The following is a 23,327-nucleotide window of genomic DNA, read 5'->3' as shown; positions in this document are numbered from 1 at the left end:
GGCACCAGCGAGTAGCGCAGGCGGATCGCGAATGACGCACAGAGAAGCCGACGATCACACTCCGGGCCGCTGGAGCAGATGCCTGCTGGCCCCCGGTGACGGGTTGCGCGAGTGGTGGTCGGGTCTCAGCAGGGTGCAGAAGTGGGGCTTCGGTGTCATCGGGTTCGGACTACTGGCCCTCACCCCGCTGTTCCCGCCGCCGTACTTCAACACCACCGGCATCAGCTTCGGCGGCACGATGGCCCAGTTCGCGATGGTGGCGATCATCGCGATTGGCCTCAACGTCGTCGTCGGCCAGGCCGGGCTGCTCGACCTCGGATACGTCGGTTTCTACGCCGTGGGCGCCTACACCGTCGCCCTGCTCACCAGCCCGGACAGCCCGTGGAACAAGTCGAGTGCCACCGGCATGTTCAGCGAGAAGTGGGCCTGGCTGTCGTGTGTCCCGATCGCCATGGCGGCCACCGCACTGGCTGGGCTGATCCTGGGCATACCGACCCTGCGGCTGCGCGGTGACTACCTGGCGATCGTCACCCTCGGCTTCGGCGAGATAATCCGGCTGCTCGCCGACAACCTCTCTGATGTGACCAACGGTTCGCGCGGGCTCAACGAGGTGGCCTATCCGCGGATCGGCCAGAGCGACAAGCTGCCCGAAGGCGTGTTCTCCAGCGGCAATTCGTCCGGACACGCCAATTACGGCACCTGGTGGTTCTGGCTGGGCCTGATCCTGATGGTGGGCATCCTGCTGCTGGTCGGCAACCTCGAACGCAGTCGGGCCGGACGGGCCTGGGTGGCCATCCGCGAAGACGAGGACGCCGCGGAAGTCATGGGCGTCAATACCTTCCGGTTCAAACTGTGGGCTTTCGTGATCGGCGCGGCGATCGGCGGCCTGTCCGGCGCGCTGTACGCCGGGCAGGTGCAGTACGTGGCGCCGCCGACGTTCAACATCATCAACTCGATGCTGTTCCTGTGCGCGGTGGTGCTCGGCGGCCAGGGAAACAAGCTGGGCGTGCTCTTCGGAGCCTTCGTCATCGTCTACTTGCCCAACCGTCTGCTTGGCGTGCATTTCCTGGGCATCAACCTCGGCGACCTGAAGTACCTGTTCTTCGGGCTGGCGCTGGTGGTGTTGATGATCTTCCGACCGCAGGGCCTCTTCCCGGTGCGCCAGCAGCTGCTGGCTTACGGCAAGTCGGCGCGGAAACTGTTGGGGGCCGCCGACGATACCAAGGCGGCGGCATGACCGAACCCGTCGTCGACGAAACCCTGGCAGCCCAGCAACGGGAGGTGCATGCCGCCGAGGGCGAGACACTGCTCGAGACCAAGGATCTGACCGTGAAGTTCGGTGGTCTGACCGCGCTGGACTCGGTGAGCTTCTCGATCAAACGCGGTGAGATCCTCGGCCTGATCGGGCCCAACGGTGCCGGCAAGACCACCTGCTTCAACGCCATCACCGGTGTGTACCGGCCCAGTTCGGGCTCGGTCACGTTCGACGGCGCGCCGCTGGGCCGCATCAAGCGCCACCAGATCACCCGCCGCGGTATTGCCCGGACCTTCCAGAACATCCGGCTGTGGGGCGAGATGACCGCCCTGGAGAACGTCATCGTCGGCACCGACGCCCGCCACCACACCTCGGTACCGGGGGCCCTGATTCGCAGTCCGCGCCACCGTCGCGAGGAGCGTTCGGCGATCGAGAAGGCCGTCGCCCTGCTGCAGTTCGTCGGCATCGCCCACCGCGCCGAGGAGAAGGCCAAGAACCTGCCCTACGGCGACCAGCGTCGGCTGGAGATCGCCCGCGCGCTGGCCACCGAGCCGAAACTGCTGTGCCTCGACGAGCCGGCGGCGGGCTTCAACCCCAGTGAGAAAGCCGCCCTGATCGACCTGATCCGTGCCATCCGCGACGACGGCTACACCGTGTTGCTCATCGAGCACGACATGAGGTTGGTCATGGGCGTCACCGACCGCATCGTCGTGCTGGAGTTCGGCCGCAAGATCGCCGACGGCCTGCCCGCCGAGATCCGCGAGGACCCGGCGGTCATCGCGGCCTATCTGGGAGTGCCCGATGACCAGCTCTGAAGCCAGCACACCCCTGCTCGAAGTCCGCGACATCGTCGTGCATTACGGCAGAATCCAAGCGCTGCACGGGATTTCGCTCGAGGTACGGCAGGGCGAGCTCGTCACGCTGCTGGGTTCCAACGGCGCCGGCAAGACGACGATGATGCGGGCCATCTCGGGGCTGTGGCCGCTGTCGTCGGGTTCGGTGTGGTTCGACGGCCGCGACATCTCGAAGGTCAAAGCCCACCGGCGGGCCATCGACGGCCTGGTCCAGGCACCCGAGGGCCGGGGAGTGTTCCCCGGCATGTCGGTGCTGGAGAACCTCGAAATGGGTTGTTACGGGCGCACGTTCGACAGCAAGGCCGAACACCGCGAGCGGTTGGACTGGGTGCTGGAGACCTTCCCTCGGCTGGCCGAACGCCGCGCTCAGGTCGGCGGCACGCTGTCCGGCGGTGAGCAGCAGATGTTGGCTATCGGGCGCGCGTTGATGGCCCGTCCCCGTGTGCTGTTGCTCGACGAGCCGTCGATGGGCCTTGCGCCGATGGTGATCTCACAGATCTTCAAGATCATCTCCGAGATCAACGCCACCGGCACCACGGTGCTGCTGGTCGAGCAGAATGCCCAGCAGGCGCTGAGCCGCTCCGACCGCGCCTACATCCTGGAGACCGGGTCGGTGACCCGCACCGGCCCGGCCCGGGAGTTGTTGGCCGACGACAGTATTCGTGCTGCTTACCTGGGTGTGGCCTGAGGCTCAACATCGTTGTCGGGTGCGGCTCCGAGGTTCTCCAGACTTACCCTGGTTGTCTCGATGCGGAAGGTCACCGTCACGATGGCGCCCAGAATGAACGCCACAACCAATAGGTAAAGCAGGGTTGATGTCCCGATTTCCTTGAGCAGGATGGGAAACAGGAACGCGGTCATCACCGCTCCGACTTTGGCGAACGACGCGGCGAATCCGGCTCCCCGGCCGCGGACTTCGGTGGGGAAGACCTCGCCTGCGATGAGGTAGGTCATGGAGTTGGGGCCCAGGTTGGTCATGAAATAGAACAACATGAATCCGGCGAACAACAGAATCATCGTGTGCTGCCCGTCCGGCCTGATCGATAATGCCGCCAGAAGAAGGCCGACCGCGCAGCCGATGAACCCGATCGTCTGCAATTTGATGCGTCCGACCCGGTCCACCAGCACGATGGCGACCAGGATGCCGATCACGAAAAGTACGTCCATCAATGCCGAACCTTTGATGCCGAGCAAGTCGTTGTGAATCGTGGAAGCCAATGCGGTGCCGTCGGATTTCTTGCCGATGATCGCGGCCAGAATCGTCGGGGTGAAGATGCCGATTCCGTACGTTCCCAGATCTGAGAGAAACCAGGGCACCGATGCAAGAATGGTCGCCCTGCGGTTCTTCTTATTGAACAGTGCCGCATAACTGCTCGCAGAGGTAGTTGCCTCGTCGATCATGTGGCGAAGCGACACGTTCGTGGGATATGCCGGCGACCGTTTGAGTAGCCGGAGGGTGGCTTGTTCGGCCTCGTCCGTTCGGCCCTCGTGGAGTAGCCAGTGCGGACTCTCGGTGATGTATAGGCGCCCGATGGTGACGAGGATTGCCGGCACGATGGCCACGGCGTACATCCACCGCCACGCGGTGACATCGGGGCTCTCATAGAGGACGGCGAAGCCAATGACGGTTCCGGTCAACGCTCCGACGGCCTGGAAGGCGAAGGCGCTCACCACCAACCGTCCCCGCACCGAAGTGGGTATGCTTTCGGAAATCACCATGTGGGCCGTGGGATAGTCGCAACCCAACGCGACCCCGGCGCCAAAGAGGCAGATCACCAGGGTTGTGAAGTTCGGCGCGAGGGTCAGTGCGATCAGAAAGCACGTGAAGATGACCATCTCGGCAATGAACATCCGCTTGCGGCCGAAGTGGTCGGCCAACCCTCCGAGTGCGCTGGCTCCGACCAGGATGCCAGCCAGCGATGCGGCGGTCACCAAGCCCTTGTCGGCGGTTGCCAGCCCGAACTCGACCGAAATCAACGGCAGCGCAACACCGGTCATGAATACGACCATGCCCTCGAAGAGCTTGCCTGCGGAGGCAAGGCCGAAGATGCGCCATTGCATGCCGGTCATCGGCGTGGATGTGATGGCTGTGCCGTCCGACCAGGTGGGCCGTTCGTCGATGTAGCCCTGAACGGTCTTCGGCTCGGCCATGCGATCTTTGGCACTCAACGATGACATGTGTCCGACTTTTCCATTGTTCGACTAAGCGGGCCCGGCGCGAACACCCGAGTCAATCGACGACACCGCAAAAATTTGGTGGCGGTTCTTCTGCTGTGTGTCTGATCGACATATGGGCACTGCGAGGGACGCCGAGATGGCCGGCGAGCAGCCGGGGCCGCGGCTTCGGGGCCGATGGAGGCTTCGGCGTAGGCAGCGTCCAGGATCTGGTCCTTGAACACCCGCTCCGGGCCGGGCACCGCTGCGGTGGAATCCGTGGCGATATCCGGCAATTCGGGGAGATGCTGCGGGTGCCGCGGGTACTGCGGACTCTGCAGGCTCACCGCCCGCACTGACCGCACGCCCTCGACCGATCCGAGGTACTGCTCCCAGCGGGCGCTGAGCCGCTCCGACCGCGCCTACGTCCTGGAGACCGGGTCGGTGACCCCCACCGGCCCGGCCCGGGAGTTGTTGGCCGACGACAGTATTCGCGCGGCGTACCTGGGCGTGGCCTAACCGACGCGGAAGCGTTTGATCCGCGAGGTGGCCCCGGAGAGCAGTTCGACACGGTTGCGCGGTACCCCGAGATGCTCGGCGAGCAGCCGTGCCGCGGCCTCGGTGGCCTTTCCCTCAATGGCGCGCTCGCGCACGTAGATCGTCAGCCTGCCGTCGGCGCCGGTCTCCACCAGTGGGCCCTTGCGGCTGCCCGGCTTGACGGTGACAACGACGGTGTCGGACATCTAGCGGGCAAGCGTCGCATTGGGAAACCCGCTGAGGGCGGGGAGGAACCGGCCGATCAGCGTCCGGCCCCCGAACAGTTTGCCCGGCAGCGCGGGCACGCCGAGACGGTCGTGGTCAAGCGGTCCGCGGACCGTACCGGCATAGGGGCCGAGCTTCTCGTCGCGCACCGGGACGAGGGGGTCGACGGTTTCGTCGAAATCGGGTTCGTCGAAATCGGGCATGTCTTTCTCCAGGTTCGGACCAGTTGTCGCCGCTATGACTCTATTGATGTCTCGGTGTCGCCACCCAGTACACGAATGGCGTCAGCCGCGCCGACATCTCGCAACGAGCCGGGGCCACCGAGTTGCTCGGCAACACCTCGGTGGCCTCGTACTGGGGTCCGTCGTTCATGATCGACGATCTGACCTGCCACTATGAAGACGACGATCAGCACACCGTGCTGCTCGACTGCCACTACCCGGTCAACGCGAATTCCTTTGTGCAGGGGGCAGGGTGCCGATTCTGGACGAGGTGGACTTGGGCGACGACTGACGCCAGGCGACTACGACCCCGGTCAGTGGGCGGGCAACGTGGCCATCGGCTCGACGGTCACATCAGCCAGAGAGGTCGCATCCTGTGCGGTACCCTGCACGGTGACGCGTGCCTGTTCGGGCCGTGCCGGGCGAAAGGGTGCCTATGTCGCGAGTGTCTGACACAAGACGCTGCGGAGGCGGCCAGTGAGCCGGCCCGGGACGAGGGCAAGCGGCTCGGCAGGTTTGACCGCATCCGCCGTCGCCGACCTCGATTGAGCCATGGTTGCCTCCGGCTATGACCTCGTCGTGGTGGGTGCGGGCATCGTCGGTCTGGCGGTGGCCCGGGAGTGGCTGCTGCGCCGCCCGGAGGACTCCGTCGCGGTGCTGGAACGTGAGCCCGGACCCGCACAGCATCAGACCGGACACAACTCCGGGGTGATCCACGGCGGAATCTACTACCAGCCCGGATCCTTGAAGGCCCGGCTGTGTGTCGAGGGCGCGCGGTTGATGTATGAGTACTGCGAGCAGCACGCCATCCCGCACGAGCGCTGCGGCAAGCTGATCGTCGCGGTGTCGGCCGACGAATTGGGGCGCCTGGGCGACCTGGAGGCCCGCGGTCGGGCCAACGCCGTCCCCGGCCTGCGCCGGATACGATCCGACGAGATCGCCGCGATCGAGCCGAATGCCGTTGGGCTGCAGGCACTTCACGCACCCAGCACCGGGATCGTCGACTATGTCGCGGTGTCCCGGGCGCTGGTCGGTGAACTGACGACCTTGGGTGCGAGCGTCCGGTTCGGAACCGAGGTGACTGGTATCAAGGCCGGCGAGGACGCCGTCGTGCGCACCGCCGAGGGACCGGTGCGGGCGCGCCGGGTCATCACCTGCGCCGGTTTGTGGTCCGACCGGCTGGCCCGGCGGGCGGGCGCCCCGCGCGACCCGCAGATCGTGCCGTTCCGCGGCGCCTACCTCGGTCTCAAACCGACCGAACAACCACGGCTGAACGGAATGATCTATCCGGTACCCGACCCCGAACTGCCGTTCCTGGGCGTGCACATCACCAAGCACACCACCGGCCAGGAAACCCTCGGCCCGACAGCCATGATGGTGCCCGCCCGTGACGCCTACTCGCTGCGCCGGTGGATCTGGCGCGACTCCTGGGAGTCCATCACCTGGCCGGGAACCTGGCGGGTCGCGCGGAAGTACTGGCGAGTCGGCGTCGACGAGGTCCGGATGGCGGCCAGCCGCAGCGCGTTCGTCACCGCAGCCGCGCGCTACATGCCGGAGCTGACCCTCGACGACCTCGACGGCACCTCGCACGCGGGTGTGCGGGCGCAGGCGGTAGGCCGCGACGGAGCCCTGGTCGACGACTTCGTGATCTCACGCGACGGCCCCGTCTCGCACCTGCGCAACGCTCCCTCGCCGGCGGCCACGTCGGCATTCGCGTTGGCACGCGAGCTGGTCGACCGGGTCACCGCTTGACGAGGTCGCGAAATCCGTTCGCCCGACGGAGGAGATGATGGCGCTGCGGCGGCTGACCACCGCCGCATTCGGGACGCTGATGGCCTTGGAGCCCGCACTCGCGTTGCTGATCGGTTTTTTGTGCTCCACCAGGTTCCGCGGGTCCTGGCGATCGTGCGCCTGCTCGCCGAGAGCTGATCAGCTCGGTTCGCCGCTGTTGATGGTGACGGTCAGGCTGGTGATCGACGTGCTGTGTTCGGGTCGTTGTGGGTGTTTCCTGTTGTAGCGCGAGAGCAGTCGCCGCCCAACGGGTTGTCCACCCTCAGCTGCGGACCCACATGGCAGCCGGCGACGGTGAGCTAATTCGACAGCAGCATCACCGGGTGAGGCGATGCCCGGTGCCCGTACGCGGGGCCGCCCGTCGGGGGTGTAAGCCTGCGGGAGTTCACCCCGCAGACCCTACCGCCGACGGGACATGCTGGCTTTGCGCGGGATTCGGCTGCCCCGGGCGCGCCCGCGACGTACCGTCGAGGGGGAGGGGAGGTCGACACATGCACGCACAACAACCCTTACGCGACGAGGAGGTCCGCGTCCCGGTGGGCGAGGTCTTCGTCGCCGGGCATCTGACCGTTCCGCAGCAGCCGCGCGGGATCGTGGTGTTCGCCCACGGAAGTGGCAGCAGCAGGCACAGTCCCCGCAATCGTTACGTGGCCGATGTGCTGGTGTCGGCGGGACTGGCGACCCTGCTGTTCGACCTGCTGACGCTGGCCGAGGAGCAGGACCGGGCCAATGTATTCGACATCGAGCTGCTGGCCTCCCGGCTGATCGGGGTCACGGTGTGGCTGCGGTCCCAGGCCGACACCGCCGGACTCGACGTCTGTTACTTCGGGGCGAGCACCGGCGGCGGCGCAGCGCTACGGGCCGCCGCCGATCCCGCGGTGAGCATCGCCGCGGTGGTGTCCCGGGGTGGTCGGCCCGATCTGGCCGGCCGGTGGCTGGCCAAGGTGGACTCACCGACTCTTCTCATTGTCGGCGGCCGCGACGAGACAGTCCTCGAACTCAACCGGCAGGCCGGTGCGGCGATACCTGCCGAATGCCGGATCGCGGTCATCCCGGGTGCCACACACCTGTTCGAGGAACCCGGAGCGCTCGAGCAGGTGGCGGCGCTGGCACGGGACTGGTTCCTGGATCACCTGACGCCGATTCCCGTCGAATCCTGACACCACATCCCGCAGCCGGAGAGCCTGTGCCCGGCACCCCTGTGTAGAAACAGAACGTGGATTGGTCATGGGCGCAGGAATGGAGGTCCGGTGACGAACCGATCTGGCGTACTGATCACCGCCGACGAACTCATCCGCCGGATGGCCGACGGTGAGCCGGTGACAATCCTCGACGTGCGCTGGGAACTGGCGACGCCCGACGGTCGCGCCGCCTACCTGCACGAGCATCTGCCGGGAGCGGTGTACGTGTCGCTGGAGGACGAACTGAGCGACCACTCGGTCACCGGGCGTGGACGCCATCCGCTGCCCTCCGGGGCCGACCTGCAGGCCGCCGCGCGCCGCTGGGGCGTCCGGGACCGGCGCCCCGTGGTGGTCTACGACGACTGGAACCGGGCCGGTTCGGCGCGGGCCTGGTGGGTGCTGCGCGCCGCCGGGCTGCCCGACGTGCGCATCCTCGATGGCGGGCTGGCCGCCTGGACGGCGTCCGGCGGGCCCCTGGACAGCGGACCCGTCGATCCGCAGCCCGGAACCGTGACCGTGCCGTACGACGACCTCTACGCCGGGGCGATGTCCACGCTGACCGCCGATCAGGCGAACGACGGGCCATTAGTGGATGCCCGCGCGCCGGAACGCTTCCGCGGCGAGCTCGAGCCGGTCGACCCCGCCGCCGGCCACATTCCCGGCGCCCGCAACCTGCCCAGCACCTCGGTGCTCACCGGTGAGGGGAGGTTTCGGCCCGACGGCGAACTTGCCGACCTGCTGGCCGGCCGCGGCATCGGCGACGAGCCGGTCGGGGTGTACTGCGGCTCGGGGGTGACCGCGGCCGTCACCATCGCTGCTCTGACCGCTCTGGGCCGTGGCGCTGCGCTGTTTCCCGGTTCCTGGTCGCAGTGGAGTTCAGAACCCGGCCGGCCGGTGGCTCGCGGCGCGGAGTGAGCGTCGTGGTGTACCGGTCGGTGTGGCCGTCCTCACCGGCTCAGTCGCGAACCCACACGGAGATGTATCCGATGGGGATTCCGGTCTTGGCGGCGATACATTCTCGGGCAGCGAGCTCCACGGCGGCGCGGGTGTTCGCCTCGGTCGCCTCGTCGATCTCGGGGATGCCGACGACCCAGTGGTTGTTCTCCAGGCGGATGTCGATCTCGAAACACTGGCCGGCGACAGGGCGCAGTACCCGGTGGGAACGCAGGCCGCGCTGCGGACGTGTGGAGAAGCCGCGTGTTCGGTAATGAGTGCGCATCTTCTCGCCTTCCGAAACGATTGGGCCGCCGGAAAAGATACAACCCAGCGGGCCGAAACAGCAAATCGCAGGTGACGGTAGGCGTGCCGGCCTGATCCGCGGTCGCCCGGCCCGGCCGCGTCATGCTGAGCTGGCCTCGGCGCCCCACGGCGCCACCGCAAGAAGACCGAGCCTCTGGCTTACCCAATGGATCACGATGAGGCCCAACAGCATCACGACCGTGAAGGTGATCATCCGGGTGGCCAGCCCGCCGTCCACGTCGTCGCCTGTCTGGACGTGCAGGAAGTTGAGCACCGAATTCGTCAGGGTGTGGGCCACCCAGGACCCCCACAGATTGCCCGTGCACAGGTAGAGATAGCCCCAGACGATGCCCAGCAGGGCCTGCGGCAGGAAGTTGGCCAGCAACAGCGGCACCGGATCTCCGCTCTTGTCGAGCATGCCCTTCACCGCCCAGGGAAGATGCCACAGCCCGAAAAGGAGCGCGGAGCCGAGCACCGCCGGCCACGGGCCGACCTCCCGCAGGAACAGCGGTATCAGAAGCCCGCGAAACAGCCCCTCTTCGGCGAAGGAGTTCACGACGTTGCCGATCAGCAGGAAGACGGCGAACGCGGCGGCCCCGGCCAGACTCGTCTTGGGATCGATCGCGCGCACCAGGAGTTCGGGCCGCTGCCCGGCGTGTGCCGCCTGGACGAACTCCACCGCGTAGCCGGCGACTAAGGCGATGACCGTGAGGCCGGCGCCGAGCAGCACGCTCGGTCCGATCCCGCTGCCGCGAAACCCCGATGCGGCCAGTCCCGCGCCCGTCGCCCACAGGAAGCCGAGCACGATCAGGACACCGATCACCTTCGAAACGATGATCTCGCCCCATCTTTCGTCCAGGCGGAAGACGAAGATATCGAGCACCCGGAACGTGCCCGCCGCCAGCACGAGCGCCAGGCCGGTGGCGATGGGGTGCACCAGCGCGAACGTCCGCATTAGGCCGCCGCGCCGCGCAGCACAAGGTTGACGAGCGACTCGGCCAGCGCGTCGTCGACCGGTTCGCCGGTGAACAGCAGTCGACCGTGCACCGGCGCGACAAGAGTCTCGAGTAGCAGCCCCGGATCGGTGTCGGGGCGCAGATCGCCACGCGCGATGCCGCGCTCGACCACTCGGCGTAGCGCGTGCAGCCGGCCCGCCCAAAACGCCGCGCGGGCATCGGGATACGCGTCGTCCAACGGCACCGCGGCCGCGTGCAGCGCCGCACGCCCGGCAGGCGTCGACACATAGGCGGTCACTGCGCGCACGATCGCGATCAGATCACCCCGCGTCGATCCGGTGTCCGGCGCGGGTATCTCGTCGGCACTGCGGGCCAGCGTTGCGTTCACGAACAGGTTCTCGCGGGTCACCCACCGCCGGTAGATCGTCGTCTCGTGCACTCCGGAGCGGCGCGCCACCCCCGCGACAGTCGCTCGGGCCAGGCCGTTTTCGGTCAGTTCGTCGAAGGCCGCGGCCAGCACGGTGTGACGCACGTGCTCTCCGCGCCGGTGGGATGTCACTGCCGTCACGCCGCCACCATATCGCAAGTCAACTTGCGATAGCATTTCTGGCGTGGACACCTCGGCCCCCGCGTCGGCTATCGCCAGTTCCACTCCGATGTTGCCCTCAACTTCGAATGCAACCGCTGGGTCGAGTCGATCGGCCGGTCCGCCGTCGACGAGATCGCGGAGCTGGCGGCCCGGTCCAACACCTATTCGGAATGGGTCCTGCGGCCCGCCGACCAGACCGGCGCACCGATCGTGCTGTTCGGCGGGTTCGACAGCTACATCGAAGAGTTCCTGCCACTGGCCGCGGCGATGTGTGACGCCGGCCGGCGCGTCGTCATGTTCGACGGGCCAGGGCAGGGCGGCCCACTGGAGAGCAAGGTCTGACGATGATCCCCGAGTGGGAGCGCCCGATGGGCGCGGTGCTCGACCACTACGGCTTCGACGGTGTCACCGCCATCGGGATGTCGCTCGGTGGTGGCCTCGTCATCAGGGCGGCCGCGTTCGAATCACGGATCAGCCGGGTGATCGCGTTCGACATCCTCGACGACTTCTTCGAGGTCCTCGCCCGCCAGATCGGACCGGGGGTGGGCCCCGCGTTGCGTTCGCTGTTGACCCTGGGTCAATCGGTCACCGCGCTCGCTGGGCCACATTGCGGGGGAGCGGTCGGCCGTGCCGAACACCTGACGGCCGTCGCCGCACCAATCCCGTCGCACGATGGAGCCACGCCTCGTGGGCACCGGGGTGATGGAGGAGAACACCGGGACACGGGGACGCCCTGCAGAAATCTACCATGAGCAGGTAGACTTCTACTATGAGTCTGAACATCAAGAACGAGCAGACCGTGGCGCTGGTGCGGGAACTTGCGCGCCGCACGGGGCTCACTCAGACCAGTGCTGTCGAAGAAGCGGTGCGCGCCAGGCTCGCGGAACTTACTGGTGGTGAAAGCCGGGATAGTCGGCGCAGCAAGGTGAATGAATTGCTTTGCGAATTGGATCGGTCGATGACGGCGCGGCAGCGTCAACGGATCCGCGCAGAGGAAACGGAGTTGTACGACGAGAACGGGTTGCCTGCGTGATCGTCGACACTTCGGCGATCGTGGCGATAGCGCTCAACGAATCCGGTCGCGATCGATTGGTTGACGCACTGCTGGGCGCGCCCGCGCCAAAGATTTCCGCGGCCACACTGGTTGAGGTCGGGGCGGTCCTTACGAGACGACTGGCGCCCGAAGATCTGCGGCGGGTCGAGCGCCTAATCGGTCAACTGGGCATTGCGACGGTGTCTTTCGACGCCGAGCAGGCCGTGAGCGCCACGCGCGCCTACCGCGAGTTTGGACGTGGTAGCGGCCATCCTGCCGGCCTGAACCTCGGCGATTGCTTCTCCTACGCCCTTGCCGCGGTTACCGGTGAACCGTTGCTGTACGTCGGTGACGCCTTCACCCATACCGACATCACTTCTGCCGCACTCGATTGATCGGCGTCCAGTTCAGCGGCCAAAACTGCGTGCCGAATCGCGTCACCCTTGCCATCGGTGGTCACCGAACACGGCAGCGAAGGCTCCTCCTCGCGGGGGCGAAGCGCTGGGACGATGACGACGACGAGACGTCGCCGGATAGCCGACGGCGCTATTGCAGGCCCAGCGCGGCGCGCAGCCGGTCGGCGTCCATACCGGTGCTGCCGTCGGCCACGGGGAAGCTGTCCAGCAGCTTGATCAGGTCGGCCCGTCGGGTGGGGTCCTCGGCGGCCTGCCGCGGGGTGTGACCGTCGAGGGCGGGAATGGGTTCATCGAGCCACGCCGTCTCGTATTCGCGGATGAACCCGTCGAGCGTCTGGGCGATCTGCGGGTCGTCGGGATCGAACGCCCCCGCGCCAGGCGTGGGCATCTGCTGAGCCAGTCCGACGGCTTCGTGCACATCGCGGACGGGCTGGCGGACGTCGTCGAGCAGCGTCGCCGACGGGTCGAGGCGTGTCAGTACCGCCAGCACGCGGTCCATCCGTTGCTCGCTGTTGGTGTGCACCCTCAGCTGGTCGCCCTCGAGCGCCACGGTGGCGCTGATTCGCTGCATTCCGTCGGTGGTGACGTGTTCGATCCAGTGCGGCTCGTCGTCAGCCCGGTCGAACGCGTCGTCGAGCAAAGCCTCGATCCGCGCCGAGTCGCCGATCTTCACGGTCGCCTCGCACATCGTCAGGGCGTCGCCCTCGGTGTTGACCAGTGTCGGCGGTGCGAACCGGCGGCTCAGGAACTCCACCAGATCCACCGGGTCGGGCTCGGAGTCGAGCAGATCGATGAGCCGGTCGCGTTCGTGCAAGGCGACCGGCTCCGCCCCGCCGAGGAACTGGTGGGTCCGCCCGGCGGGCACCACGCGGGCGCAGATCAGCTGCCCCGGTCGGAGCTGGCCGCTGGCCGTCCGCTCGTGCACCTCAACGACGTCTCCTGTGCGTACATCGCGGACCTCGATGCCCTGTCCGCGGTGCACCTGCTCGACCTCGAACACGGAACGATCCACGAGCAGCCATTGGTCTGCCAAGAGCCGTTCGTCATCGGGTAGCAGTGACCCACGCTTGGCCAGGAAGTCCGCAAACGCACCGCCTTCGAAGAGCACAGTGTCGATCAGCAGCGGATCATCAACTCCCGCAGGGAGTTTCGCGTCGGCGGAGCCATGGGCAGCGCGCGCCTCGGCCGCCTCTTCCAGCAGCTCCCGCCAGTCGGTGAGAAACACATGGTGGCAGGCTTTGAGGTACAGCCAGCCGACGCGGTCGTCCAGGGGAAGCTGTTCGTGCCCCAGATGGCACTTCTTGTACTTGCGGCCCGAACCGCACCAGCACGCATCGTTGCGGCCGAGGTCGGTGTGTGGCGTAGCGCGGTGCTGCTCCAGTATCCGCGTCAGCGGATGACCGGGCCCTGCGCCGGCGCGGCGCAGCAGGGCCAACCCGCGTTCGGCATCGCCGCGGTCGGAGGCGAAGCGGGCCAGATCGAGCAGCGTCGGCGGCCAGTCGGTGTCCATCGACTCCGCGGCGAGGTACTCCCGCTCGGCCGACTCGACGTCGCCTATCTGCTCCAACGCCACCGCGCGCAGCCAGCGGTACGCCACCCGGGCGGTGCGCGCCACCTGCGGTTCGAGGGTCTCGGCGAAAAGGCCGAGCGCGGCGGGTGCACCCCCGCGGCCCACCGTCTCGTCCACCAGCAGCTGGGCCAGCAGCGGGTCGCTCAGTGCGGATCCGAACGCGGCCGCCAGTGCGCGGTACCCGGCGGGATCATCCGGCGGTGTCTCGTCGTCGCCGGCCGCGTCGGACGAATCGTCGGGCACCTCGTCCGCGCCGATCGCGGCTTCCAGGATCGCCGACATCTGGTCGTACACCGCCACCAGGGCCCTCAGTGTGAGCGCGTCATCGGGTTCGAGGCCGTACCGGCGGATCAGCCGCTCGCAGTCTCGCTCGAAGCGCCATCGCTCGAAATCGAACCCAGGCGGTGCCAACCAGTCGTCGTCGTGGACGAGGCCACAGTCCTCGATGATGTCGCGCAGCGGGGGCAACGGTTCGGTGAACACTGCGGGGTCGTCGACGCACACCGTCCACACTGCGGAGTCCAGGAACGTTGGCTTGTCGGCGTCGAGGGTGGCGGCCAGTCGTTCGCCCACGTCGGTCGGGGACTGGACCGCGGCGACGCGCTCGATGACCAAGCCGGAGACGGACAGTCGAACGCCGACCAAATCGCCGTCGGCCGCACCCAACCCGCTCAGCGTGCCCGGCGGCAACAGCAGCAGCGCCCCAAGCGGGTCGATCACCTCCGGCGGAATGCCCCGTTGTCGCAACAGTTGGTGATCGTATTCGGCCAATACGACGCTGACCGGTGAACCGTCGGCGAGTTGCTGGTAGCCCTCGTGCAGGCACAGCTCGGTGATCGGGTCCAGATCCGGGGTCACTGTCAGCAGGTCATAGGCCACCTCGTCTGCGCGAACGCGGTGCGTGAACACCCGCCCGAGCAGCACTTTCGGCAGCCATACCCACCGGTCGTCAGTCAATTGCCTTGCCGGACAGAGTATTTCGTTGATAACGGGACCCGGTCGCTTCTCCGGGTCGTCCCCTTCGGCCCGGATCCGGGCAATGACGTCATCCTCGTCCAGTGGGCCGTGTTCGGTCAGGATCCGCGAGACGGCCGCGACTGAATCGAACGCCTGAGCCACAGCGCACACCTTACGCCAGTCGATCTCGTGCCCACTCGTCGGACACCAGCCGTACGACTGCTGACTTCATGACGTGGCCTGTTCCACGCGAGCCCGGCGATACGATCTCGACGACGAGCACGACATCCGCTGCCGAGACCCGGGCAGGGCGGCCCTCGAAAACGCGATCTGGAATCACGACGATGTCGGGATCACGCACACTCGGTGGGAACGATGCTCTCGCTATCACCTCGATCTCGGGAACCGCCTCGAGTCCATCCGGCAGGTGATCGTCGAGCAGTCGGGTGAGCCTTTTGGAAAGGCGCTGATGCCACAGCTGCGGGCGCGGCGACATGATGAGGGTCCCCTCACTGAGTTCCCACCGTCGCGTCGGGTCGAGTTCAAGCGCATCCCACTGCTCAACGCGCAGCAGACCACGCGGCAAGTGTGCAAGGTCGGACACCGCCCGCCTCCTCTCGCCCTGGAACTCGAATACGCGCAACGGCGATCACGCCCCAGTCTGGTGGACTCCACCGACAACAACTGCGCGCGGCGCGGCCTACGGCGACTCGAAGACGTCGTGCTCTCCGACGCGCCGCCATCGACACCGCAATTCGCCGTTGACGGTGACGAATTCGAATGTGGCGCGGCCATCTGGACTGGAAAATGGCCACGTCATCTCCAGGACACCCGGCGCGCCCTGTACTGACTTGACGCGCAGTGATCGCGGACATGGGGTCGCCGGGTCGGCGGCGTAGGCGTCGCATGCCGGGACGAACTTCGGTTTGACCGCGTCCCGAAAGGCCGTCCGGTGTTCGGCGTTGAGCCTGCGATAGTCCGCATCGAACGCTGGAGTGGTCTCGAACTTCACGACTGAGTCTCGGGCTCGGCCGCCTGTTCGCCGGATTGTGGCTCGGCGTCGAGTTGATCGAGGTGACCAAGGAAGGCGTTACCGTCGTCGTGCACTGTCACCCGCCCAGCCGCCACGTGCTCGTCGACCTCCTTCTCGCGCTGCTGCCAGCGGTCCTGCTAGAACCAGCGTTGATCGGCGGGACCGGTAGGGCCGGCCGAAGCTCGAGAACGCAGTCCTCACGTTCAGTGATCTCGACCTGCGCACCCCGACTCGTCGAGATGCAGCCGGCGTCGCACGTCTGCGGGTAACGCCACGACGCCCCGACGCCGAGCCGTTCCGCGCGTGGGCCAACTTCGGGCCACTGTCGCTGGACGCCCAGCTCGACCTGATCGCCCGAGCGTCTGCTTGACGGCCTCCAGGCCCTGCTTCTCGTGAGCAAGCTGCGACTCGGCGATCGTGACCCAGCGGCCGTCCTTCACCGGTGAGTCACCCCCTTGTCGTGTGTTGATGAACAACTTACTTAGTTGTGCTTCGACGGTCGCAGATTGTCGCGCGTTCGCGGCGCGCCGGACCCGTGCACCAGGCAGCGTGGCACGGCGCTCCCGCGTCGGTGGTGTCGCAGGGCTCCGGCGTTGTTGATTAGCATGCCTGTGAGCTGGGGATATGTGGATTCGTGAAGAGTTGCAGGGCGTTGTTGCTGCTGAATGCCGTTGTGCGGCAGGCTTCGGCAATGTTGGTGGCTCCGGCGAGGCGGTGCAGATTCATGGCGGTGTTACGTAGAGCGGCCATGGTTTGGGGCGCGGTGCCGGTGCGCACGGTCGAGCGGTCCTCGTCGTAACTGACATCACGTACCCAGTGCACCGAATTCTCGATGCCCCAGTGCCGGCGCAGCCAGGAGGCGATCAGCTTGGGTGGGGCCTGTTCGAACGCAACACTGCAGATGGCATAGACAGTCTCGATCGAGCGAACACCGGTGGCAGTCACGACCCGTTCACGGGTGACCTCGGCGATCTGCTTGGCGTAGGGAAACCCGATTCCGCGGGATGCGGTCAGTGTCTTGAGTGTTCGTGTTTCAATGCGGCCGTGACCGCGTTCGGACGGCTCGGCGAAGGTAACTGGCACCTGCGCCCACGGCATGGCCTTGATGCGGGCCAGCAGGCTGGGCTGATTCGACTTCACCGTCATCAGGTAGTGGGATTTCAGGGTGCTGCAGATCAGCTTGGCGGTCTTGGTCTGGGTATGCATTGCGTCGATGGTCACCAGGAGCCGGACGTGCCCAAACAGTCTGAGTAGCGCACGGACGCAGGGTATTTCGTTGCTCTTGTCCGCGACGGCGAGCTGCCCGAGCACCAGCCGGGCGTGATGGGCGAACACCGACACCACATGGACCGCCGCCGCTCCGGCGCGGCGTGCTCCTCGCAACGTCTTGCCATCCAGCGCCACCACCAACAGCGCGTCGCCGGCGGCGGACTGCGCGACAGCCAGCGCGGTGAAGTATGCACCGAGGCGGCGGTCCAGGTCGGCGGCATCCAGACGCGACAGTACGGTCCGAAACGTCTTCTCGCTCGGGCGTCGATACCGAATACCCAACTGCGCGAGAACATCCTGCGGTGCACTCGCTGCCCACGTGGCGAACCCCGCGTAGGAGCGCATGCCGGCCGCCGTAGCCAGGATCGCCACCGCCAACAGCGCCATCAAATCAATGAGTACCTCACGCCACGTGCATCACGTGGATCAGGAACCTGCGCCAGCACGTCCAACAGCTCGGTGCGCAGCACACGGACGCGTTCGCCGGATTGCCAGCGAGCCAACGCCTCGGTGATCGAGTCCACGGGTGATACTGACAGGGCAGGCACGGGCAACTCCGAGTGATCGATGAGGTCTGAGCAACTCCATCGTCCTCGGACCGCCCGTGCCTGCTCACCAGCCTCGACGGCGTGTCACCGAATAACCATCAGCCCAGGTCACGGACCCGTAAATCAACAACGCCGGAGCCCTGGGTGGTGTCGGCGCTGCTGGAGCAGGGCGCCTTGCGCTCGCTGCGCGACGCAAAGGGCCGGACCCCGCAAGATGTCGCCGTCGAGCGGGGGCATGCCGACGCGTTGGGCCACATGCTGGCGCCACCGCCGTCCCCGCTTGATGATCGGCGGGTCGCGATTCTGGATCAGCGATTGGGCGATGTCATCGACGGTCGGATCCGCGAAGGGCAGCTGGACCGCGGGTACTCCGGCGGAGAGCTTCGTTCGGCATTGCGCTACCCCCCGTGGGGATGATGCATGAGGTCGCCGGGGCAGTCGGTGTGGTTCGCGGTGCCGGGGATGTACGGCGGCTTTCACATCACTTTGCGTCAGGGGTATCTGGAGTCGTCGAGCTGGTGCCGGGTTGCTGGCGGGTCAGGGCAGCTGCATGTGATCACCCACGAGGGCGTGGTATTGGTCGACGAAGGATTCGACTCTAAATCTGTGCGGACTCAGTAACCGGGACTCGCCAGCCGGACTGCCGCTGGCAGGGTCGACGATACTTGCCCTGGCTGTGGTTGAAGGGGTCGTTGATGGACGGGCAAATAGCCGAACAGCAAGTCCGAGATCTCACGCTGGACACCTACCGATACCTGCGTGGCGGCATGGTCGTGATGGTCGTAATGCTCGCGGCGGGCGTCATTGGCGCCGCGATCAGCTCTCACTGCTGGCAAGGGTCTATCAGCGCGTACTACTACACATCGGCGCACAGCGTCTTCATCGCTTCGCTCTGTGCGATCGGCGTCCAGATGATCGTGTACCGGGGCAGCAGTGACACCGAGGATGCTCTGCTGAATCTGGCTGGCATGTTGGCCTTCATCGTCGCGTTCGTGCCGACTGGCATGCCCGAGCGGTTATGTGGTGGGGCGGGGCCGTGGGCCAAGTGGGAAGCAGCGATCACCAACAATGTGTGGGCGATCATCATTGCTTTGGTGTTCGCGCGCCTGGCGTCGTGGCTGCTATACCGCAGTACCGACACCGGCAGGCGGCGAAGCCTGGGTGGAGACGCGGCCGTATGGACACTTCGCTTCGCAGTGGCCGTGGGGATAATCGGTTTCGTCTTCTTCCGCCACGTATTCGATGCGCAGGCCCACAACGCGGCGGCGATCATGATGTTCCTGGCGATTATTGCCACCGTATGCATCACGGCGTTCTTGGTGCACCAGCAACCGGCGACATCTCGCGCTCCGCATCCGAACCGCTATCTTCGCCTTTACCAGGTCATCGCGGGCCTGATGTTCATCACACTGGTACTCGTGATTGGCATGCGTCTTCTGGTCACGGGTTGGAGCGACTGGGTGCTCGTCCTCGAGGCGCTGTTGATCGCTGAATTCGCCGCCTACTGGATGCTGCAAACGATCGAGCTGTGGAAGACACCCAACCGTGTTGAGCTCATCCCTGAGAGGCTGCGGTCCCAGATGGCGCACAAACGTGAGTTGCCCGGGCCTGCTGGCCTGATGAGAGAAGTCCGGCAGCTACGCCAGCTTCCATCCGATGAGCGGCTCTGTCGTGCGCTATAGCGGCTGGACTCAAGACGCTCGCCGTCTTGGCCCCGATCTCCGGGAAACCTGCACTCACCTTCTTTTGTTCGGCCCAACGGAACTTGCGGATGGCCACAGTGCTGACGTGGGCCACAGAATGGCGGACGTGAGTGACGGGAGCTCCGACCATGAAGCGTTCGACCCGGCCGATCCGGATGCCGACCGCAAGCTCGTTCAAGAACTGCGACGAGCCGACGAGGACTACGCGGCCGGTAACACGGTAAGCGGCGAAGAGTTACGCAAACGCTTCGGGTTGTCGTGAATCGGAGTTAGCCCATCAGTCTGCCGTTTGACGCCAAAACCGAGGCGGGAGATCGCAACTCACCATCCCATAGGACGGGCGCCACACCCCAGCCATACGTCACCCGGCACCGCAGAGGCTCGTCGATCATCACCCCAAGATCGGGCGCGACCACGAAATCGGGCACTCTCAGGCAGTCCCAGACGACCGACCCGGGTTTGTCCGGCACAGGTACTCGCGGAATTGACCCGGGCATTGACGACTCAGTCGGCCATAGCGCCCTAGAGCGCGCCCACCAACAGTCCGTACGTAGCCGCGACTGGCAGGTACGCGTCCTCGAACGCGCAATCCCCGTCAAGCAGACCGACATCGAGCAGATCGCTCCGGCGGCCGCCGCCGCGGCCGACCGTGGCGACGGCCGCCACCGCATTGTCATCGGCACCGAGAGTTTCACCGACCGACCTGGGGCCGCAGCGGCGCTCGCTGGAGCCTGCCGGCGCGCCTACATGGCCAGCAAGGACCGTGGGGGCAGCCGCTACGAACCGATCGGCGCCTCCATCAACGGCGTCGAGGTCCTCGGCGCCCGCGACCTCACCCACGACATGTTGCTCCTGCGGCTCGCCGTGCCCTCGCGCACCACAGAGATCGAGGCGGCCGACCTGCTCGGCGCCGGATCAACACTGGGCAGTGACATGTCAGGCCCCAAGCAGCTCGGTCTGCTCCGACGTATCGAAAACCTCTACACCGGGCTGCCAGAACTCCACGCGCATCTGCAACGCGACTAGGACCGCCAGCGAGCCGAACTCGACGACCTGCTGTCCAACCCACCCGCGGCCCTTCGAGCAGCGCGACGAGCTCGACGCCAAACAAGCTGAGCTGTCCGCGCTCACCCTGGAGTTGCGGATGGCCGCCGAAAGTCCCGAAGCCAAAGCCCGTGCCGAAGCGGCCGCCCAACGGATGAAGGCCCGCGGCCGAGAGCCCGGGTGGAGCCTGCTCCTCAACCCCACGCCGTCGGTCGTCGAGGAACTCGGCTACCCCAACGCCGAAGCGCAACACCGCGCAGTGCGAATCCGCGAGCGCCTAACCCTGGAGAACCATCAGCGTGACCTCAACACCCCGGACCAGGACCGCACCCGCGACGACGACGGCCCCAACCTCCACTATTCGAGCCCATATCGGGAATATGGTCTCCTAATAGTGGATCTCTCGACCGACAACAGCGCCTCTAGGCTTCTTCGAACCGGTTGCCTACGGCCTGGAAGGTCATCGCCAGACGCGCCGACATGGCTTGAGCATTACTGGCGACCTGCTTGGCCTGCGACGCCTTGCGGTCGAGGAGCTCGGGGAGCTGCTCCTCGCCGAGCTCCCGTACCCAGGCCTGGCTGCATGGCCGCAACACCGGCCTGGATCTCCTGTTGGATCCGCTGAAGTTGCGTCTTGGACTGGCATCAGCGGTGTGCGCCTCGGTGATGGCTTGCGCCTGGGCCTGATCTGCTTGGTTTAGCGCCTCGCGTGTCCTGCGCAACGCGGCATCCGAGGCGTCGGCTTCCTCTGCTCCCTCACCCGACCGGCCAGCCGGCCTCCCCAATCCGGGCGGAGACTCGCTGTACTGCGGGCCCATCGGGTATGGCGGCGGCCCTAACTCGCCAGGCTTTTGAAGTATGACGCCGCCGTCATCGTGGATGCCGTCCAGCGTTGAGCTCGGCATCCCAGATGAGGTGTTCATGTCCTGCTCGGGAATGTAGGGCGGGTACTGCGGAACCTGCGAGGGAGAACCATTCCAGCTGAGCACCTGAGGGGCTGGGAACGGCGGCAGCGTCGGGCTCGGCGTCGGTGAGTCCAGCGGCACGTTGAGACCGCCTAAACCGCCGGTACCCGCCATGAGGTCGTTGACCTGCTGTTGCCAGAAACCCGCGCCAAGACGATAAGCGCATCTCCAACGAGGTGCTACCACCACGTGCCGAATCAGCTCGAGCCGGTTCCCCAGCTCAGCTCGACGTCAATCAGCGGAACAGATTCGCTGTGATCGTCCTTGTACCCCGGTACCCCGTACCGTCATGGCCGGTGCTCTAGGTGCGCTATGGCAGCGATTTCCAGAATTCGATGACGGTACTGGCGATTTGATCGACGTCGAGCAGCAGTGGGCCGAGGTGTCCGGCGCCGGTGACGGCCACTGCTCGCGCGTTGGGCATCGTTGCGGCGGCGACTTGGGCGTCGGCTGGTCGCCAGTGCTGGTCGCCAAGGTCGCCGGTGATCAGCAGGGTGGGAACGGTGACAGCGGGAAGTTTATCGGTGAGGGGGCGCCAGCTGTGCATGAATCGGATCGTGCGCCTTATTGATTCACGGTCGGCTGCCCTGAAGGCACGCATCATCTCCGCGGCCCGATCAGGGTGTGCCGCAATCGCTTCGGAACCGAGTAGCACATCGAACAGGATCTTGGTGAGCAAGCGGTTCGGGCCCAGCAGCCGGTACAGCAGCGCGAGTGGATACGTTTTCGTCCACCGTTGGCGGCGACTGACCGGAGTGACCGGTGCTGCGATGGTCACCAGGCTGCGCAATCGGTGCGGCTGGGCAACCGCCAGCGTGATGCCGACATGACCACCCCACGCATTGCCCACCCAATCCACCGGCTCGGTGATACCGAGGTGATCGAGCACCTCGCCGGCGGCTTGCGCGCATTCATCGAGTGTGAAGTCGCGGTGTATTGGACTGCTGCGGCCGTATCCGGGACCGTCGATTGTCACAACGTGCCGGTGCGCGGCGAACGCGTCGACCAGCGGACCCCAACTGCGCGAATCGACCCACAGGCTGTGCCACAACACCGTCGGCGGGCCCGAGCCAGCCCGCCCAACGTGCAGGCGGCCAAGGCGGGTGGACACCAGATCAGGTCGCGACCCAAGCATTTTGCATCTCCATACAGTTTGTACGGTGATACCATACAAACTGTATGGAGGTTGTCAAGGGGAAACAGGACTCACGCGAACGGCTCGTCGCGGTTGCAGCGGAGTTGTTCGGCGAGCGCGGGTATCACCAGACCGGTACCGAGGAGATCGTCCGTCGCAGCGGCGTGACCCGCGGCTCGCTATACCACCACTTCGAAGACAAAGCGGCGCTCTTTGAAGAGGTGTTCGACCGCGCCGACCAGAAGGTGAGCTCTCGGGTCCGTGCCGCGGCCAAGGCGGCCGTCGAGCGAGGCGAGGATCCGTGGTCGGTGTTTCTCGCCGGATGGGACGCGGTACTCGACTCCGCGATCGATGAGCCCCTTCAGCGCATCCGTGTTGTCGACGCCCCGGCCGTGCTCGGCTGGCAGAGATGGCAGGAACGCAATGCCCGATACACCATCGCCAACATCGAGGCTGGCCTAGTCCGCCTCCTCGAGCACGGCATGCTCGCCCCCCAGCCGGTGGCACCCCTTGCAGTGCTCCTCATGGGACTCAGCAATCAGGCAGTGGCGGCGATAGCCGGAGCAGAAAATCCGCTTCAAGCCCGCCATGACATTGGTGCAGCCGTGCGTCGCCTGGTCGAAGGACTCCGCTAAGCGGAGAGAATGCGGCG

At 66.2% G+C, this 23,327-nt stretch carries 25 protein-coding genes and 6 pseudogenes; 18 read left to right on the top strand and 13 right to left on the bottom strand.

What is annotated here, in order from left to right; translation table 11 throughout:
* Positions 1–31 precede the first annotated feature (31 nt).
* From K9U37_RS14195 to K9U37_RS14185, 3 genes are read left to right on the top strand one after another with little or no spacing between them, the layout of a single operon-like run.
* Complete coding sequence (locus tag K9U37_RS14195; RefSeq protein ID WP_243072220.1) at positions 32–1,237, top strand: branched-chain amino acid ABC transporter permease; 1,206 nt, start codon at positions 32–34, stop codon at positions 1,235–1,237.
* Entirely contained in the window at positions 1,234–2,070 is an 837-nt protein-coding gene (locus tag K9U37_RS14190; RefSeq protein WP_243072219.1) for an ABC transporter ATP-binding protein, read from the top strand. The genes K9U37_RS14195 and K9U37_RS14190 overlap by 4 nt, the downstream gene beginning before the upstream one ends.
* Positions 2,057–2,797: an ABC transporter ATP-binding protein gene (locus K9U37_RS14185; protein ID WP_243072218.1), complete on the top strand. Its 741-nt coding sequence runs from the start codon at positions 2,057–2,059 to the stop codon at positions 2,795–2,797. Before K9U37_RS14190 ends, K9U37_RS14185 begins: the two co-directional genes overlap by 14 nt.
* Here the strand turns inward: K9U37_RS14185 and K9U37_RS14180 are convergent.
* The gene (locus K9U37_RS14180) at positions 2,779–4,260 is read right to left on the bottom strand and encodes an MFS transporter (RefSeq protein WP_243072217.1); all 1,482 of its coding nucleotides are present in this window, start codon (positions 4,258–4,260) and stop codon (positions 2,779–2,781) included. The two genes, K9U37_RS14185 and K9U37_RS14180, sit on opposite strands and share 19 nt — an antisense overlap.
* Positions 4,261–4,451: 191 nt before the next feature.
* Positions 4,452–4,655 (bottom strand): annotated as a pseudogene (locus K9U37_RS14175) (lipid-transfer protein); the annotation flags it as partial.
* On the opposite strand from K9U37_RS14175, the pseudogene K9U37_RS14170 reads away from it, so the two are divergent.
* Positions 4,654–4,782: pseudogene (locus K9U37_RS14170) on the top strand (ABC transporter ATP-binding protein); the annotation flags it as partial. The pseudogenes K9U37_RS14175 and K9U37_RS14170 overlap by 2 nt on opposite strands.
* On the opposite strand, the gene K9U37_RS14165 reads toward K9U37_RS14170, so the two are convergent.
* A complete protein-coding gene (locus tag K9U37_RS14165) occupies positions 4,779–5,006 on the bottom strand; it encodes a DUF167 domain-containing protein (protein ID WP_243072216.1) in 228 nt (75 codons plus the stop codon). The pseudogene K9U37_RS14170 and the gene K9U37_RS14165 overlap by 4 nt on opposite strands.
* Entirely contained in the window at positions 5,007–5,228 is a 222-nt protein-coding gene (locus K9U37_RS14160) for a hypothetical protein (RefSeq protein WP_243072215.1), read from the bottom strand. It lies immediately after the preceding gene.
* 56 nt (positions 5,229–5,284) lie between these two features.
* Here K9U37_RS14160 and K9U37_RS14155 point away from each other — a divergent pair.
* The 5 genes and pseudogenes from K9U37_RS14155 to K9U37_RS14135 all read left to right on the top strand — a co-directional run.
* Positions 5,285–5,488 (top strand): annotated as a pseudogene (locus K9U37_RS14155) (3-ketosteroid-9-alpha-hydroxylase); the annotation flags it as partial.
* Between the two features lie 310 nt (positions 5,489–5,798).
* Positions 5,799–6,998: an L-2-hydroxyglutarate dehydrogenase gene (lhgD, locus tag K9U37_RS14150; protein ID WP_243072214.1), complete on the top strand. Its 1,200-nt coding sequence runs from the start codon at positions 5,799–5,801 to the stop codon at positions 6,996–6,998.
* A gap of 25 nt (positions 6,999–7,023) precedes the next feature.
* Positions 7,024–7,151, top strand: a pseudogene (locus K9U37_RS14145) (EamA family transporter); the annotation flags it as partial.
* Positions 7,152–7,534: 383 nt separating this feature from the next.
* Positions 7,535–8,197 (top strand): annotated as a pseudogene (locus K9U37_RS14140) (dienelactone hydrolase family protein); the annotation flags it as partial.
* 90 nt (positions 8,198–8,287) lie between these two features.
* Positions 8,288–9,133, top strand: coding sequence for a sulfurtransferase (locus K9U37_RS14135; protein WP_308197382.1), 846 nt, complete (start codon positions 8,288–8,290; stop codon positions 9,131–9,133).
* Positions 9,134–9,173: 40 nt separating this feature from the next.
* On the opposite strand, the gene K9U37_RS14130 is transcribed toward K9U37_RS14135, so the two are convergent.
* The 3 genes from K9U37_RS14130 to K9U37_RS14120 all read right to left on the bottom strand — a co-directional run bounded on the left by K9U37_RS14130 (position 9,174) and on the right by K9U37_RS14120 (position 10,981).
* The gene (locus K9U37_RS14130) at positions 9,174–9,437 is read right to left on the bottom strand and encodes a long chain fatty acid-CoA synthetase Faa4p (protein WP_243072213.1); all 264 of its coding nucleotides are present in this window, start codon (positions 9,435–9,437) and stop codon (positions 9,174–9,176) included.
* Positions 9,438–9,557: 120 nt separating this feature from the next.
* A complete protein-coding gene (locus K9U37_RS14125) occupies positions 9,558–10,412 on the bottom strand; it encodes a CPBP family intramembrane glutamic endopeptidase (protein WP_243072212.1) in 855 nt (284 codons plus the stop codon).
* Entirely contained in the window at positions 10,412–10,981 is a 570-nt protein-coding gene (locus K9U37_RS14120; RefSeq protein WP_243071553.1) for a TetR/AcrR family transcriptional regulator, read from the bottom strand. Before K9U37_RS14120 ends, K9U37_RS14125 begins: the two co-directional genes overlap by 1 nt.
* A gap of 231 nt (positions 10,982–11,212) precedes the next feature.
* Between K9U37_RS14120 and K9U37_RS20075 the strand changes: the two genes are divergently transcribed.
* From K9U37_RS20075 to K9U37_RS14105, 4 genes are read left to right on the top strand one after another with little or no spacing between them, the layout of a single operon-like run.
* Positions 11,213–11,344 (top strand): hypothetical protein, encoded by a 132-nt coding sequence (locus tag K9U37_RS20075; RefSeq protein ID WP_272888043.1) that lies wholly within the window; start codon positions 11,213–11,215, stop codon positions 11,342–11,344.
* A gap of 2 nt (positions 11,345–11,346) precedes the next feature.
* On the top strand, positions 11,347–11,754 hold the full coding sequence (locus K9U37_RS14115; RefSeq protein WP_243072211.1) for an alpha/beta hydrolase family protein: 408 nt from the start codon (positions 11,347–11,349) through the stop codon (positions 11,752–11,754).
* A gap of 17 nt (positions 11,755–11,771) precedes the next feature.
* Entirely contained in the window at positions 11,772–12,035 is a 264-nt protein-coding gene (locus tag K9U37_RS14110; RefSeq protein WP_243072210.1) for a type II toxin-antitoxin system VapB family antitoxin, read from the top strand.
* Positions 12,032–12,430: a type II toxin-antitoxin system VapC family toxin gene (locus K9U37_RS14105; protein ID WP_243072209.1), complete on the top strand. Its 399-nt coding sequence runs from the start codon at positions 12,032–12,034 to the stop codon at positions 12,428–12,430. The genes K9U37_RS14110 and K9U37_RS14105 overlap by 4 nt, the downstream gene beginning before the upstream one ends.
* Positions 12,431–12,581: 151 nt before the next feature.
* Here K9U37_RS14105 and K9U37_RS14100 read toward each other — a convergent pair whose 3' ends face one another.
* The 4 genes and pseudogenes from K9U37_RS14100 to K9U37_RS14085 form a co-directional block, all read right to left on the bottom strand.
* Positions 12,582–15,140, bottom strand: a complete 2,559-nt coding sequence (locus K9U37_RS14100; RefSeq protein ID WP_243071555.1) for an SEC-C domain-containing protein — start codon at positions 15,138–15,140, stop codon at positions 12,582–12,584.
* Positions 15,141–15,150: 10 nt separating this feature from the next.
* The gene (locus K9U37_RS14095) at positions 15,151–15,621 is read right to left on the bottom strand and encodes a Uma2 family endonuclease (protein ID WP_243072208.1); all 471 of its coding nucleotides are present in this window, start codon (positions 15,619–15,621) and stop codon (positions 15,151–15,153) included.
* Positions 15,622–15,678: 57 nt separating this feature from the next.
* On the bottom strand, positions 15,679–15,990 hold the full coding sequence (locus K9U37_RS14090) for a hypothetical protein (RefSeq protein ID WP_243072207.1): 312 nt from the start codon (positions 15,988–15,990) through the stop codon (positions 15,679–15,681).
* Between the two features lie 621 nt (positions 15,991–16,611).
* A pseudogene (locus K9U37_RS14085) lies at positions 16,612–17,828 on the bottom strand (ISAs1 family transposase).
* 144 nt (positions 17,829–17,972) lie between these two features.
* Between K9U37_RS14085 and K9U37_RS14075 the strand changes: the two are divergent.
* The 4 genes from K9U37_RS14075 (at position 17,973) to K9U37_RS14060 (ending at position 20,557) form a co-directional block, all read left to right on the top strand.
* Positions 17,973–18,245 carry a hypothetical protein gene (locus K9U37_RS14075; RefSeq protein ID WP_243072206.1) on the top strand — a complete coding sequence of 91 codons (273 nt, stop codon included), beginning with the start codon at positions 17,973–17,975 and terminating at the stop codon, positions 18,243–18,245.
* Between the two features lie 278 nt (positions 18,246–18,523).
* Positions 18,524–19,510, top strand: a complete 987-nt coding sequence (locus K9U37_RS14070; protein ID WP_243072205.1) for a hypothetical protein — start codon at positions 18,524–18,526, stop codon at positions 19,508–19,510.
* A 127-nt stretch (positions 19,511–19,637) separates the two neighbouring features.
* Positions 19,638–19,793, top strand: coding sequence for a hypothetical protein (locus K9U37_RS14065; protein ID WP_243072204.1), 156 nt, complete (start codon positions 19,638–19,640; stop codon positions 19,791–19,793).
* A 197-nt stretch (positions 19,794–19,990) separates the two neighbouring features.
* Positions 19,991–20,557 carry a hypothetical protein gene (locus K9U37_RS14060; RefSeq protein WP_243072203.1) on the top strand — a complete coding sequence of 189 codons (567 nt, stop codon included), beginning with the start codon at positions 19,991–19,993 and terminating at the stop codon, positions 20,555–20,557.
* Positions 20,558–20,997: 440 nt separating this feature from the next.
* Here the strand turns inward: K9U37_RS14060 and K9U37_RS14055 are convergent, their stop codons facing one another.
* Positions 20,998–21,654 (bottom strand): ABC transporter substrate-binding protein, encoded by a 657-nt coding sequence (locus K9U37_RS14055; protein ID WP_243072202.1) that lies wholly within the window; start codon positions 21,652–21,654, stop codon positions 20,998–21,000.
* A 196-nt stretch (positions 21,655–21,850) separates the two neighbouring features.
* Complete coding sequence (locus tag K9U37_RS14050) at positions 21,851–22,651, bottom strand: alpha/beta fold hydrolase (protein ID WP_243072201.1); 801 nt, start codon at positions 22,649–22,651, stop codon at positions 21,851–21,853.
* 68 nt (positions 22,652–22,719) lie between these two features.
* Here K9U37_RS14050 and K9U37_RS14045 point away from each other — a divergent pair, with 68 nt between their 5' ends.
* Entirely contained in the window at positions 22,720–23,310 is a 591-nt protein-coding gene (locus tag K9U37_RS14045; protein WP_243072200.1) for a TetR/AcrR family transcriptional regulator, read from the top strand.
* Positions 23,311–23,327: the final 17 nt, after the last annotated feature.

This window comes from Candidatus Mycolicibacterium alkanivorans (assembly GCF_022760805.1).
Classification (GTDB): Bacteria; Actinomycetota; Actinomycetes; order Mycobacteriales; family Mycobacteriaceae; genus Mycobacterium; species Mycobacterium alkanivorans.
This window is presented reverse-complemented; position numbering and strand designations above follow the sequence as displayed.

Bases quoted from the DNA above. Each gene is read 5' to 3' on its own strand.
- K9U37_RS14195 (WP_243072220.1), top strand. From the start codon at position 32: ATGACGCACAGAGAAGCCGACGATCACACTCCGGGCCGCTGGAGCAGA.
- K9U37_RS14190 (WP_243072219.1), top strand. From the start codon at position 1,234: ATGACCGAACCCGTCGTCGACGAAACCCTGGCAGCCCAGCAACGGGAG.
- K9U37_RS14185 (WP_243072218.1), top strand. From the start codon at position 2,057: ATGACCAGCTCTGAAGCCAGCACACCCCTGCTCGAAGTCCGCGACATC.
- K9U37_RS14180 (WP_243072217.1), bottom strand. From the start codon at position 4,260: ATGGCCGAGCCGAAGACCGTTCAGGGCTACATCGACGAACGGCCCACC.
- K9U37_RS14165 (WP_243072216.1), bottom strand. From the start codon at position 5,006: ATGTCCGACACCGTCGTTGTCACCGTCAAGCCGGGCAGCCGCAAGGGC.
- K9U37_RS14160 (WP_243072215.1), bottom strand. From the start codon at position 5,228: ATGCCCGATTTCGACGAACCCGATTTCGACGAAACCGTCGACCCCCTC.
- lhgD (WP_243072214.1), top strand. From the start codon at position 5,799: ATGGTTGCCTCCGGCTATGACCTCGTCGTGGTGGGTGCGGGCATCGTC.
- K9U37_RS14130 (WP_243072213.1), bottom strand. From the start codon at position 9,437: ATGCGCACTCATTACCGAACACGCGGCTTCTCCACACGTCCGCAGCGC.
- K9U37_RS14125 (WP_243072212.1), bottom strand. From the start codon at position 10,412: ATGCGGACGTTCGCGCTGGTGCACCCCATCGCCACCGGCCTGGCGCTC.
- K9U37_RS14115 (WP_243072211.1), top strand. From the start codon at position 11,347: ATGATCCCCGAGTGGGAGCGCCCGATGGGCGCGGTGCTCGACCACTAC.
- K9U37_RS14110 (WP_243072210.1), top strand. From the start codon at position 11,772: ATGAGTCTGAACATCAAGAACGAGCAGACCGTGGCGCTGGTGCGGGAA.
- K9U37_RS14070 (WP_243072205.1), top strand. From the start codon at position 18,524: ATGGACGGGCAAATAGCCGAACAGCAAGTCCGAGATCTCACGCTGGAC.
- K9U37_RS14055 (WP_243072202.1), bottom strand. From the start codon at position 21,654: ATGGCGGGTACCGGCGGTTTAGGCGGTCTCAACGTGCCGCTGGACTCA.
- K9U37_RS14045 (WP_243072200.1), top strand. From the start codon at position 22,720: ATGGAGGTTGTCAAGGGGAAACAGGACTCACGCGAACGGCTCGTCGCG.